The 12,023-nt window shown below is 38.4% G+C and carries 11 protein-coding genes; 10 read left to right on the top strand and 1 reads right to left on the bottom strand.

From position 1 onward, the window contains the following. Positions 1 to 54 precede the first annotated feature (54 nt). From C9J42_RS04255 to tusE, 9 genes are all read left to right on the top strand, one after another. Positions 55 to 396 carry a hypothetical protein gene (locus C9J42_RS04255; protein ID WP_107206371.1) on the top strand — a complete coding sequence of 114 codons (342 nt, stop codon included), beginning with the start codon at positions 55 to 57 and terminating at the stop codon, positions 394 to 396. A 650-nt stretch (positions 397 to 1,046) separates the two neighbouring features. Further along, positions 1,047 to 2,273, top strand: a complete 1,227-nt coding sequence (gene gltS, locus C9J42_RS04250) for a sodium/glutamate symporter (protein ID WP_107246909.1) — start codon at positions 1,047 to 1,049, stop codon at positions 2,271 to 2,273. A 313-nt stretch (positions 2,274 to 2,586) separates the two neighbouring features. After that, positions 2,587 to 3,816 carry an OFA family MFS transporter gene (locus tag C9J42_RS04245; protein ID WP_107206369.1) on the top strand — a complete coding sequence of 410 codons (1,230 nt, stop codon included), beginning with the start codon at positions 2,587 to 2,589 and terminating at the stop codon, positions 3,814 to 3,816. Between the two features lie 583 nt (positions 3,817 to 4,399). Next, positions 4,400 to 5,428 carry an amino acid ABC transporter substrate-binding protein gene (locus tag C9J42_RS04240; RefSeq protein ID WP_107206368.1) on the top strand — a complete coding sequence of 343 codons (1,029 nt, stop codon included), beginning with the start codon at positions 4,400 to 4,402 and terminating at the stop codon, positions 5,426 to 5,428. A gap of 108 nt (positions 5,429 to 5,536) precedes the next feature. Then, positions 5,537 to 6,736 carry an amino acid ABC transporter permease gene (locus C9J42_RS04235; protein ID WP_107206367.1) on the top strand — a complete coding sequence of 400 codons (1,200 nt, stop codon included), beginning with the start codon at positions 5,537 to 5,539 and terminating at the stop codon, positions 6,734 to 6,736. Positions 6,737 to 6,741: 5 nt separating this feature from the next. After that, positions 6,742 to 7,839 (top strand): amino acid ABC transporter permease, encoded by a 1,098-nt coding sequence (locus C9J42_RS04230; RefSeq protein ID WP_107301682.1) that lies wholly within the window; start codon positions 6,742 to 6,744, stop codon positions 7,837 to 7,839. Positions 7,840 to 7,852: 13 nt separating this feature from the next. Continuing rightward, positions 7,853 to 8,629 (top strand): amino acid ABC transporter ATP-binding protein, encoded by a 777-nt coding sequence (locus tag C9J42_RS04225; RefSeq protein ID WP_369917481.1) that lies wholly within the window; start codon positions 7,853 to 7,855, stop codon positions 8,627 to 8,629. 248 nt (positions 8,630 to 8,877) lie between these two features. Beyond that, complete coding sequence (locus tag C9J42_RS04220) at positions 8,878 to 9,546, top strand: Bax inhibitor-1/YccA family protein (protein ID WP_005368338.1); 669 nt, start codon at positions 8,878 to 8,880, stop codon at positions 9,544 to 9,546. A gap of 153 nt (positions 9,547 to 9,699) precedes the next feature. Beyond that, positions 9,700 to 10,029 (top strand): sulfurtransferase TusE, encoded by a 330-nt coding sequence (tusE, locus tag C9J42_RS04215; RefSeq protein ID WP_005368340.1) that lies wholly within the window; start codon positions 9,700 to 9,702, stop codon positions 10,027 to 10,029. A gap of 83 nt (positions 10,030 to 10,112) precedes the next feature. Here the strand turns inward: tusE and yccX are convergent, their stop codons facing one another. Further along, positions 10,113 to 10,385, bottom strand: coding sequence for an acylphosphatase (yccX, locus tag C9J42_RS04210; RefSeq protein WP_107206365.1), 273 nt, complete (start codon positions 10,383 to 10,385; stop codon positions 10,113 to 10,115). 98 nt (positions 10,386 to 10,483) lie between these two features. Between yccX and C9J42_RS04205 the strand changes: the two genes are divergently transcribed. After that, entirely contained in the window at positions 10,484 to 11,890 is a 1,407-nt protein-coding gene (locus tag C9J42_RS04205) for a methyl-accepting chemotaxis protein (RefSeq protein WP_107206364.1), read from the top strand. Positions 11,891 to 12,023 lie beyond the last annotated feature (133 nt).

Below are 12,023 nucleotides of genomic sequence, written 5' to 3'. Positions count from 1 at the left end.
ATTCTTAATGTGTCTTATTATTATGGTAATGAAATTGTTATGTAGGATGCTTTGATGAGCTTTGATGACCACTTAAATAACTTTATCAAGCAGCGCGATCAATTTGGTGGCACAGCCCAACAACGGCAGCAGAAACGTAATAGCTATGTCGTTGTCGATGCAACGGATCAAAGTAAAGCCCGTGAGTCGATGGCTCGTGAACAAGAATTAGCTGCAAAACGTGCTGAATTTGAAACCAAACAACACCATGAACGCGTGAGTGGGCGTTGTGTTTTACCAGATGAAGCACAAACATTGGAAAACAATAAATTACAAGCAAGACCGGCAGATCCTAGTCGTATCGCATATATACAGCAGCTTAAAAAAGATCTAAAACTCAAAAAATACAGTAACTGATTTTATCTTCATTCATCAAAAGGAAGCTATCGCAATAGCTTCCTTTTTTATTATAAATAACCAAATAAAATTACAATAAGTTTTAATCACAATAAATAGAACACAAAAAACAAGCACAAATTACAGCATTGAATACTCTTAAAGTGTAAATCGCTCAATTTTTTTAATTTTTTATCCAAATAAATCAAAAAATATCTGTGCAAAAAACAACCAATCTTATATTGTGAGAAATTTCCGTTTTTTTTCAATTGCATTCATAATAACTAAAATTTCATTTTAACCTTCGTATTACAGTGCACATTTCGTTATAAATATGACTCAACTTACTGATTTAGGCAAAAACAATAAGATAAGCATATGTTTTATAATAAAAATTAAATTTAAAAGATGACATTTATGTAATTTTTATTTGCAGTTTTAACCTTCGAAAAATAACAACCGTCAACGCATAAAAATAAAACAATTCAATAACATCAAGAGCACCAGAAAGTAACTTCATTTACTTTTTAAAGTAGGTATATTCGATATTTTATACAATATCACCACTTAAAGCTTAATTGACTACTACATTATAATTTGAATAGCAATATGGTAAGAATACCTTTTAAACGTTAAAATTAGCGTCAAAGAAGTACAATAGAAGATTATCGATGAACACAACTATTCAAATTAATGAGCTCGAATCATTGCTCATAGCAATAATCGTGCTTTTTCTAGGTTACTTTATTAATAGTAAAGTTGCGATTTTAAGAAAGTATAACATTCCAGAGCCGATTGTTGGTGGCTTGGTTGTTGCTGTTATTATAACAATTTTTCATTTCCAAGGGTTTGATATTAGCTTCAAGCTAAGTATGAAAAATGCATTAATGGAAATGTTCTTCGCAACAGTTGGCCTTGCTGCTAGCTATAAACTCTTAGCGAAAGGTGGATCACGTGTCTTCTTATTCCTAGCCTTAGCAACGGTATTTATTGTTATTCAAAATGCTGTTGGCGTTGGCTTAAGTAAGCTACTTGGTCTAGATCCATTACTGGGTCTTGTTGTTGGCTCGATTACATTATCAGGCGGTCATGGTACAGGCGCCGCTTGGGCACAAACCTTCTCGACTGACTATGGCTTAAATACGCTTGAATTATCGATGGCATGTGCAACATTTGGGTTAGTCATGGGTGGTATTATTGGCGGACCTGTCGCACAGCGTCTTATTAATAAATACAACCTAAAATCAGATTTTGGTGAAAGTGGTAATCACCATATTGATCACCCTGATCTTGTAACATACAGCGACAAAGAAGAAGATCGTATTACCTCAAAGAATACAATTGAAGTGTTATTTATTCTTCTTGTCTGTGTTGCTGGTGCATCACATGCTAAAGAGTTTGTTGATAGCTTTGGTATTAGCGCACTTCGGATTCCTGAATTTGTTTACGCACTTTTCATTGGTGTCTTCATTACTAACTTTTGTGAAGGCACTAAGTGCTACAAAATCAATAAGGAAACCGTTGATGCTTTAGGTACTATCTCGTTATCCCTATTCCTTGCAATGGCCTTGATGAGCCTGCATTTATGGGAATTAATGGATCTCGCATTACCTATGTTGGTGATTCTTATCGTACAGACCATCGTGCTCGCGCTATTTGCTTACTTCGTAACTTTCCGCGTAATGGGTAAAAATTACGATGCCGCAATTATTGCTGGCGGCCACTGTGGCTTTGGTATGGGTGCAACACCAACAGCTGTAATGAACATGGGGGCACTTGTATCTCGAAATGGGCCATCACCACAGGCATTTATGGTTGTACCTATTGTTGGTGCTTTCTTTATTGATATTACTAACCTACTTGTACTACAGGGCTATATAAGTTTCCTTGGTCACTAATAGTAATCACACTTCATAGTTCATAAAGGGGAAAGAGATGCACTCTTTCCCCTTTTGTTATTCCTTTTGAAATACTCAATAACGCCACAAATAAATAACACCCCCATTACATTCACCTCTCAATTAAAACGCTATTCAAATTCAGTTACACTCTAACTTTCATACTTTCAGCTCATTTGTAACAAACAATTTCTAGCCAATTTTAAATTTAAATAATCTTGATAAGATTCGCGCACTTTAAAAAACCCATTTAGATATAACATTATCTTTGTTGGCAAAGTGATCTGCTGACATCGCCTTAATTGAGAAAAGTATGAAAAAATTTGATAGAGCAATGCAGATCTTACTTGCTGGATTCTGCATTAATTTGTGTATGGGTATTCTTTACGCATGGAGTGTTTTCAAAAAAGCACTTGTTGTTGATTTAGGCTGGTCAAATGCCGACGCTTCGCTACCTTATACGGTTGCCATTATTACCTTCTCATTATCATTATTGGTGGCAGGTATTCTGCAAGACCGTATGGGTCCACGTCGAGTACTCATCCTAGGTACAGTGATGGTTGGTCTAGGTATGATCATTTCAAGCTTTGCTACCACGCCTACGTTACTGATCGTAACATTCGGTATCTTAACAGGTAGTGGTATCGGTTTTGGCTACGCGTGTCTTAGCCCATCTGCAATGAAATGGTTCCACCCTTCGAAGAAAGGTCTAGTTAATGGCTTAATTGCAGCAGGCTTTGGTTTAGCAGCTGTATACTTAGCCCCGCTAACATCTTTCCTGATTAAAGAAGTTGGAATAAATACAAGTTTCTTAGTATTAGGTATTGCTGTACTTATTATTGCAGTGCCTCTTGCTTGTACCATTAACAATCCACCAGCAGGCTATACACCAGAAGTCCCTTCTGGCTACGATGTAAATAATAAATCAGGTAATGCTGCAGATCTAAACTGGCGTGCAATGCTAAAAACACCACAGTTTTACTCTCTTTGGGTAATGTATGCATTTGCTTCTGCATCAGGTTTGATGATCATTGGTAACATCACCTCTATTGCAGCAACACAAGCAAATATCGCAGATGCTGCATATTTAGTTGTAATTTTAGCAATATTCAACTCTGGTGGCCGTGTAGTTGCAGGTATCCTATCTGACAAGATCGGTGGCATTAAAACCCTCATGATTGCCTTTATTATGCAAGCAATCAACATGGTAATGTTCGCAACGTTTAAGTCTGATTTTACGTTAATTATTGGTGCAGCCGTTGCAGGTATTGGTTACGGAACACTGCTTGCAGTATTCCCATCAATCATTGCTGATTTCTATGGTTTGAAAAACTATGGTGCAAACTATGGTGTACTTTATACCGCTTGGGGTGTGAGTGGTTTCATTGGCCCTGTCGTAGCGGCGTTCGCTGTTGATACTACAGGTACTTACACACTGGCATATACCGTGTGTTCTATCATGCTTGGTGTCGCGGTTGTGCTTTCTTTTGTGACTAAAAAAGTAGATTCAGTCGCACTGGCAGCAAAAGCGACAAACGCATAACGAACTAAAATATAAGTAAGAAAGACTCAATTTTTATTGAGTCTTTCTTTATAAGACAATATTCCCCAATTCGCAAAAAATTCAAAACACTAATTCGAATAATAGAAAAAAATCAGACTTAAATACTTAATACATCGACTAAATATGATATTTAAGTTTAATCTACGACAAAATACCAAACAATTTAACTACAAAGCAGCACTCCCACCAAACCGCATAAAAAATCATAATTATGCAAATTGAACATCTTTGAAGATATCAAGATACAACTTAACCTCTGCGTTCACCAACTTAAAACACCCGTTTAAATAAGGCCACGGCGCAATAATCACGCCAATATACTCATTATTTTCAATCCCTAACCTCACACTATTCAAAGCACCCAGCATGAATAATTAGTCACATATGGTAATGATTATTATTTTATTCTAATTTTCATCTTGTTAGCTTTTCGTGATCTATATCTTTTCGTTCACTAGACCTTTTATTTTCTCTTCCTATAATTAACAACTGTTAACATGTTGTTAAAATTATTAACGATCTATTTTTAATTTCACATCAAGACCAACAAAGGAAGGTACAAATGGCTAATAAATTATCAGTGGTATTTGCGGCGTTAGCCTCTTCAACTGCCCTTTTTGCTGCAAACGCCAATGCTGAAACTACGTTAGACAAAGTGATGAAACAAGGTTATGTCCAATGTGGCGTAAGTGCTGGTCTACCTGGCTTTTCAAACCCTAATGCAAAAGGTCAATGGGAAGGCCTTGATGTAGAATTCTGTCAAGCTATTGCGGCAGCAACTATTGGCGATAAATCGAAAGTTAAATACATCCCACTGACAGCAAAAGAGCGTTTCACTGCACTACAGTCTGGTGAAATTGATGTTTTATCGCGAAATACTACATGGACACTCCACCGTGATACCTCTTTAGGCCTCAACTTTACCGGTATTAACTATTACGACGGTCAAGGCTTTATGGTTAAAAAAGACATGGGCATAAAAAGCGCTAAAGAATTAGATGGTGCGGCAGTTTGTGTCCAATCAGGAACGACTACGGAGCTAAACCTTGCTGATTACTTCCGTGTTAATGGTATGACTTATAAGCCAGTTGTATTTGATACAGCACCTCAAACATCTAAAGGCTTTGATTCTGGTCGTTGTGACGTATTAACAACGGATCAATCTGGTCTATATGCTCTGCGTTTAAACTTAAAAGATCCTAATTCAGCTGTTGTACTACCAGAAATTATTTCTAAAGAGCCTTTAGGCCCTGTAGTCCGTCAAGGTGATGACCAATGGTTCAACGTCGTTCGCTGGACGCTCTTCACTATGATCAATGCTGAAGAATTCAATGTAACTTCTGCTAACATTGATAAATTAGCGAAAGAATCAAAAGATCCAAATATCCGTCGTCTTATTGGTTTAGATGGACCAAAAGGTAAAGGCTTAGGACTTAAAGATGATTGGGGCTACCAGATTATCAAACAAGTAGGTAACTACGGTGAGAGCTTTGAGCGTACTGTCGGTGAAGGCTCACCACTTAAAATTAAACGTGGTTTAAACGCGCTTTGGACGAACGGTGGTATCCAATACGCACCACCAATTCGTTAATCACACGCATAGATATTTATTGAAAGAAACATAGTACAACGTAGCACTATATAGGGATTCGGCAACGGGTCCCTACTTTTACATCTCAATAGGAACTGAGGTTGTTGTATGGCTCCTACACCACATACATCGGATGTATCGAATCCAAAGTCCAAACAGAACATTTTTTATAACCCAACTTTCAGAGCGGTTATTTTTCAACTTATTGCTGTTATTGGGCTAGTGTTCTTTTTTTACTCCATCGTAAATAATGCCCTTACCAATTTAGAATCACGAGGTATCTCGACAGGATTTGACTTTCTTAACCAAGAAGCAGGATTTGGTATTGGCTTAACACTGATTGATTACGATGAAACTTACACTTATGGGCGAACCTTTGTTATTGGATTACTAAATACTGCGTTAGTTGCAGGATTAGGTATTATCCTTGCCACAATTATTGGCTTTATCATGGGCATTGCTCGACTCTCTTCAAATTGGTTAATCAGCCGTTTAGCTGCTGTTTATATTGAAGTCTTTCGTAATATTCCTTTATTACTGCAAATCTTTTTTTGGTACTTTGCAGTACTCCAGGCACTTCCCTCTCCTCGACAAAGTATCAGCTTAGGCGAAGCTATATTTTTAAATATTCGCGGACTATCTATTCCTAGCCCTATCTATGGCTCGGGCTCTGAAATTGTTGGATGGTGTTTAGCCATTGCTGTTGTTATTTCTTTGTTCTTTTATCAATATGCTAAGAAAAAACAACAACAAACAGGTCAACAACTTCCCGTACTATTAACCGTAACAGGATTAGTTTTAGGCTTGCCGTTAATCGCCTTTTTTGTCACAGGTATGCCCATTGATTTGGAATATCCAGAACTTAAAGGTTTTAACTTTAAAGGTGGAATAACCATCCTTCCTGAACTTGCAGCCCTTTTACTGGCACTAAGCATCTATACCGCTTCATTTATTGCTGAAATTGTTCGTTCAGGTATCAATGCTGTTAGTCATGGTCAAACCGAAGCTGCTGAAGCATTAGGGTTATCGAGAAATAAAACCTTACGCCTTGTCGTTGTACCGCAAGCACTGCGTATTATTATTCCGCCGCTCACCAGCCAATATTTAAATTTAACCAAAAACTCATCGCTTGCGATGGCCATTGGCTATCCCGATCTTATTTCTGTCTTTGCAGGAACAACCTTAAACCAAACAGGTCAAGCTATTGAAATCATAGCAATGACTATGGCTGTCTATCTCACATTAAGCCTATTCACCTCTTTGGTGATGAATATCTATAACAAGAAAGTCGCGTTGGTAGAGAGGTAATCACTATGAATAAACATCAATTTCAACCCGATCTACCGCCACCAGCTAATACCGTCGGGATTATAGGCTGGTTACGTACCAACTTATTTTCCTCTTTGACCAATAGTATCGCGACATTTCTCTTAGGCTATTTTGCTATTTTAGGCATTTGGTACATCGTTGAATGGGCATTTATTAATGCTGACTGGGCAGGTGATAGCCGTGATGCATGTACCAGTAGTGGTGCATGCTGGACATTTATTAACGTCCGTTTTGATCAGTTTATGTTTGGCTTTTATCCAACAGAGGAGCTGTGGCGACCTAAACTTTTTTACGCAACATTAGCCCTGTTCATTGGACTATTAGCTTACGAAAAAACACCTTATCGTGGATGGATATGGCTATTTTTCGTCAACATTTATCCATTCCTTGCCGGCTTCCTGCTTTATGGTGGCGTATTTGGTTTACCGATTGTTGAAACGCACTTATGGGGCGGTCTATTAATTACCTTAGTAATTGCGATTGTTGGTATTGTGGTTTCTTTACCCATCGGCGTCGTACTCGCCTTAGGGCGACGTTCAGAAATGCCTATAATTCGTAGTATCTGTACGGTTTATATTGAGTTATGGCGTGGTGTTCCACTGATCACCGTACTCTTTATGGCATCGGTGATGCTCCCTCTTTTCCTTTCCGCCGAAATGGAAACCAATAAATTATTCCGCGCACTTATTGGTGTGGTGATGTTTAGTGCCGCTTATATGGCAGAGGTTATTCGTGGAGGCTTACAAGCAATCCCTAAAGGGCAATATGAAGCAGCGGATGCATTAGGTTTAACGTATTGGAAGAAGATGTACCTTATCGTTTTACCTCAAGCGTTAAAGATTACCATTCCCTCTATCGTAAATACGTTTATCGGCTTGTTTAAAGATACCAGCTTAGTCCTCATTATCGGTATGTTTGATGTATTAGGTATAGGGCAAGCAGCCACCAGCGATCCTGAATGGTTAGGCTTTGCAACTGAAAGCTATGTCTTCGTTGCTTTAGTCTTCTGGATTTTCTGTTTTGGGATGTCACGTTACAGTATTTATTTAGAAAACAAATTACACACTGGGCACAAACGTTAGCAAGGACAGCATTATGACGAGTAGTACTTCAAAACCTAACACGGATAACACCAGCTCTGATCTTATGATCCAGCTAACTGATGTGAATAAGTGGTATGGTCAATTCCATGTTCTGAAAAATATTAACTTACAAGTAAAGAAAGGCGAGAAGATCGTGATTTGTGGTCCTTCAGGATCAGGTAAATCAACCATGATCAGATGTATTAACAGCTTAGAAGAACACCAAAAAGGACAAATTATTGTTGGCGGTACAGAGCTAACTGATGATTTGAAAAATATCGAATTAGTACGTAAAGAAGTCGGCATGTGTTTCCAGCACTTCAACCTCTTCCCTCACCTAACGGTATTAGAAAATTGTACCCTTGCTCCTATTTGGGTGAAGAAAATGCCAAAGAAAGAAGCAGAAGCCCTAGCGATGAAGTACCTTGAGCGCGTTCAAATTACCGATCAAGCAAATAAATTCCCAGGACAACTTTCTGGTGGCCAGCAACAACGTGTTGCTATCGCCCGTTCACTTTGTATGAATCCGCAAGTTATGCTTTTTGATGAGCCTACATCAGCACTCGATCCTGAAATGGTTAGAGAAGTGCTTGATGTTATGGTTGAATTGGCAAATGAAGGCATGACGATGCTTTGTGTGACTCACGAAATGGGGTTTGCACGACAAGTTGCTGATCGGGTTATATTCATGGATCAAGGTGAAATCATTGAAGAAAATAATCCACATGATTTCTTTGATAATCCAAAATCTGATCGTACTCAACTGTTCTTAAGCCAAATATTACATTAATTCGTATAATTTAAATGTTTCAAAGAAAACAAGTGATTAGTAGCGCTAACCATAGTTACCTTGAAACATTTACTTACACATTTGTCTGATTTTCATCGCCGCGGTTAAGTAATATACGAGCTAAGTGATGATAACGTGCTTCAGTACAAATATTTTAATGTTGAGTGCTTAGTTAAACTTGCTTTTATGGTAATTTAGCCTCATATATAAATTAATAGTCTCAATATAACTACCCTAAGGGGATTTTTATGAACGATCGTATAGTTAATCGTGACGGCGGTTACGAAGGCTTACTATCTACCAACAAGGTTCTACGTAACACCTACTTCCTACTTTCGTTAACTTTGTTATTTTCTGCAGGTATTGCAGGTGTAGCGATGGCAATGAATGTACCGCCTGTACACTGGATTGTATTACTTGTAGGTTTCTATGGTTTAATTTTCTTAACCGAACGTAACCGAGATAGCAGCTTAGGCTTAGTTTTCGTCTTCGCACTGACTGGATTTATGGGTTATACCTTAGGTCCAATTCTAAACATGTATGTTGGCGCGGGTATGGGCGATGTTGTAATGACTGCCCTAGGTGGTACAGCAGTAACTTTCCTTGGCTGTTCAGCTTACGCACTAACAACTAAACGTGACCTATCGTTCTTAAACGGTATGTTAATGGCAGGCTTTATCGCAATTCTTGTTGCAGTGGTTGCTAATATCTTCTTGAAGATGCCAATGCTGTCACTTGCTATTAGCGGTATGTTTGTTCTGTTCTCATCAGCTGCAATTCTATTGACTACACAGTCAATTGTTCGTGGTGGTGAAACAAACTACATTTCAGCGACAGTAACGTTGTACGTTTCTATCTACAACCTGTTCCTAAGTTTGTTGCAAATTCTTGGTGTTATCAACAGCGATAATAACTAATAGCAACCGCTATTCTTAATACTAAATGCCCGCTATCTTGCGGGCATTTTTATATCAGAAATAGTCAAATACATGAACATAGTGAACAGTTTTACTTGCAGCGCCGTACCACACTCACTATGCTTTGAGCCGTAATGAATACCGAGGCTCACCATGCTTGAATTTAATAAAAAAGAAATCGAAACAGATGCACAAGGCTATCTGAAAAATGTTAGTGACTGGTGTGAAGAACTTGTCCCTTTACTTGCAGAAGAAGAAGGGATTGATCTTTCTGCTGCGCACTGGGAAGTGATCCATTTTGTACGCGAATTTTATTTAGAATTTAATACATCACCGGCTGTCCGTATGTTGGTTAAAGCAATGGCGAAAAAATACGGCGAAGAAAAAGGAAATTCTCGTTATCTTTATCGCCTATTCCCTAAAGGACCAGCAAAACAAGCAACAAAATTAGCCGGATTACCGAAACCAGTAAAATGCATTTAATTCACTACTGTTACTAACCCTCTGTGGTCACAGGATACGCATTGACTTGCTATTTTGTGACCCTCTGTTATTGACAACAATGTCTACTTAATCGTAAATCCATCAACATGCCGCCATTCCAACTCTTCCGTTGTTATTGACTTAACATCAGCTAGCTTTACCCCGCTCCCTAACCAAAGTAATAACGCATCTATATTTTCTTTTTCACCACAAGCTAAAATTTCCACACTGCCATCAGGTAGGTTTTTCGCATAGCCTTTTAAACTGTATTTCAACCCTTCATGAGCAGTGTGAAAACGAAAACCCACCCCTTGCACACGACCTGTAATATTCGCTCTTATACATAACTGTGACATTCATCACCTCAAGTTCTAAGTAATTTTGTCGATGTATATGTAGTTACACCATCAATGTTATCTCGCAACCACTTATCTATGCTCATTAGGATGTAAGTATGAAAGAAGTCGCTTTTCGATGGATCGATAAATACCTTATACATTTAAAAATTACAGAAAAATTTTACTTACTTTTTCTTCTTCCGTTTGCCGCTATTATCTTTGTTAGTGCTATTTTAGTTGATGCCGCCTCTCAACAACGCTTAGAAATAACACAGCAACAACTAAAGCTGACCGCTAACATCCTCCAACAACAAAATATTTCTTCTACTGATGCTGCCATTTTACTGCAAAATAGCGCAATAAAAGTGACAAATTCATCATCAGATTCTGTATTAGTGAATGGTCAAAATTATAGTTTACAAGCTGTCACACAGACTGGATTATTTGATTATTTATCAACAACTCAGTTTATAGTCACTGGCATTTTATTGGTTATTATTCTTGCTTCTGTGTACTACATCATGACCTTCATTGGCGGTGCGATGTTTAATATGCAAAAAGCGCTACAAAGTTTAGCCGATGGGGATCTCACCCACCGATTAAATTTCTTTCCTGTTCGAGATGAATTTAGCCTGATTGCTATCACAATTGATAAAGTCGCAGAACGTGAACAACAGTTAGTACTCGCAACGCAACAAGCTGTCGCGCTTATGCAACAAATAAGTGTGGATTTACATCGTCGCAGTGATAACAGTGGTGATTTATCACAATCTCAACAAAGCCATTTAGATTCACTCGCAAGTGCGACTGAAGAAATGGCAAGCTCAATTCGTGAAGTTGCTACTCACGCCCACGAAACATCACTGCAAACTCAAGAAGCACAATCGGTGAGTGAAAATGGTCGTGTAAAAGTAAGCGAAACAAAAAATGCCATTTCGATTCTTTCTAATGAAATTAATTCCGCCGCTCAAGCAGTATCTGCGTTAGATAGCAATGCGGCAAAAATTGATGACGTTGTCACAACCATTAATGGTATTTCAGAACAAACTAACCTACTTGCACTAAACGCAGCAATTGAAGCGGCACGTGCGGGTGAACAAGGGCGTGGGTTTGCCGTTGTTGCAGATGAAGTACGTACCCTTGCTGGGCGTACCCAAAGTGCTACTGTTGAAATTCAGCAAATGATTGAATCACTGCAACAAAATAGCCAACAGCTCATTGCTGTTATGAAAAATACCGTTGATAACGCCATTAACAGTGAACAATTAATGGATTCTGTTGATAGCGAAATTGGCCAAATTAACGAACGAAACCAAGGGATATCTGATCGTAGTTCCGAGATTGCAGCAGCTGCAGAACAACAAGGTGCTGTTGCTGAAAATATCGCAAGCAGCGTTGAACAGGTTCGCACCCAATCCAGTCAGATAGCACAGATGATCAGTGAATCTAGTAATGAGATTGAACAACTGAGCCAGCAAGCACAAACCCTTGAACACTTAATGAGTGGTTTAAAAGCCTCATAACCAGTTCCATTGCTTAAGTCCTCTTTTATGCCGCTATCTTGTTTGTATCCGATAAGATAGCGGCTTTTTCATTTGATTTTATATGCCTAGAGAAAGATAATACGCCCCCACTCGAATTCCATACTGGGCATGT

The organism is Photobacterium sp. GB-56, from assembly GCF_003026105.1.
Lineage (GTDB): Bacteria > Pseudomonadota > Gammaproteobacteria > Enterobacterales > Vibrionaceae > Photobacterium.
The sequence above is the reverse complement of the archived record's forward strand: the minus strand, read 5'-3'. Positions and strand labels throughout refer to the sequence as shown.

Coding starts and splice junctions, on each gene's coding strand:
- yccX (WP_107206365.1), bottom strand. CDS start 10,385: ATGTCACAGTTATGTATAAGAGCGAATATTACAGGTCGTGTGCAAGGG.
- C9J42_RS04245 (WP_107206369.1), top strand. CDS start 2,587: ATGAAAAAATTTGATAGAGCAATGCAGATCTTACTTGCTGGATTCTGC.
- C9J42_RS04205 (WP_107206364.1), top strand. CDS start 10,484: ATGAAAGAAGTCGCTTTTCGATGGATCGATAAATACCTTATACATTTA.
- C9J42_RS04230 (WP_107301682.1), top strand. CDS start 6,742: ATGAATAAACATCAATTTCAACCCGATCTACCGCCACCAGCTAATACC.
- tusE (WP_005368340.1), top strand. CDS start 9,700: ATGCTTGAATTTAATAAAAAAGAAATCGAAACAGATGCACAAGGCTAT.
- C9J42_RS04235 (WP_107206367.1), top strand. CDS start 5,537: ATGGCTCCTACACCACATACATCGGATGTATCGAATCCAAAGTCCAAA.
- C9J42_RS04220 (WP_005368338.1), top strand. CDS start 8,878: ATGAACGATCGTATAGTTAATCGTGACGGCGGTTACGAAGGCTTACTA.
- C9J42_RS04225 (WP_369917481.1), top strand. CDS start 7,853: ATGACGAGTAGTACTTCAAAACCTAACACGGATAACACCAGCTCTGAT.
- gltS (WP_107246909.1), top strand. CDS start 1,047: ATGAACACAACTATTCAAATTAATGAGCTCGAATCATTGCTCATAGCA.
- C9J42_RS04240 (WP_107206368.1), top strand. CDS start 4,400: ATGGCTAATAAATTATCAGTGGTATTTGCGGCGTTAGCCTCTTCAACT.
- C9J42_RS04255 (WP_107206371.1), top strand. CDS start 55: ATGAGCTTTGATGACCACTTAAATAACTTTATCAAGCAGCGCGATCAA.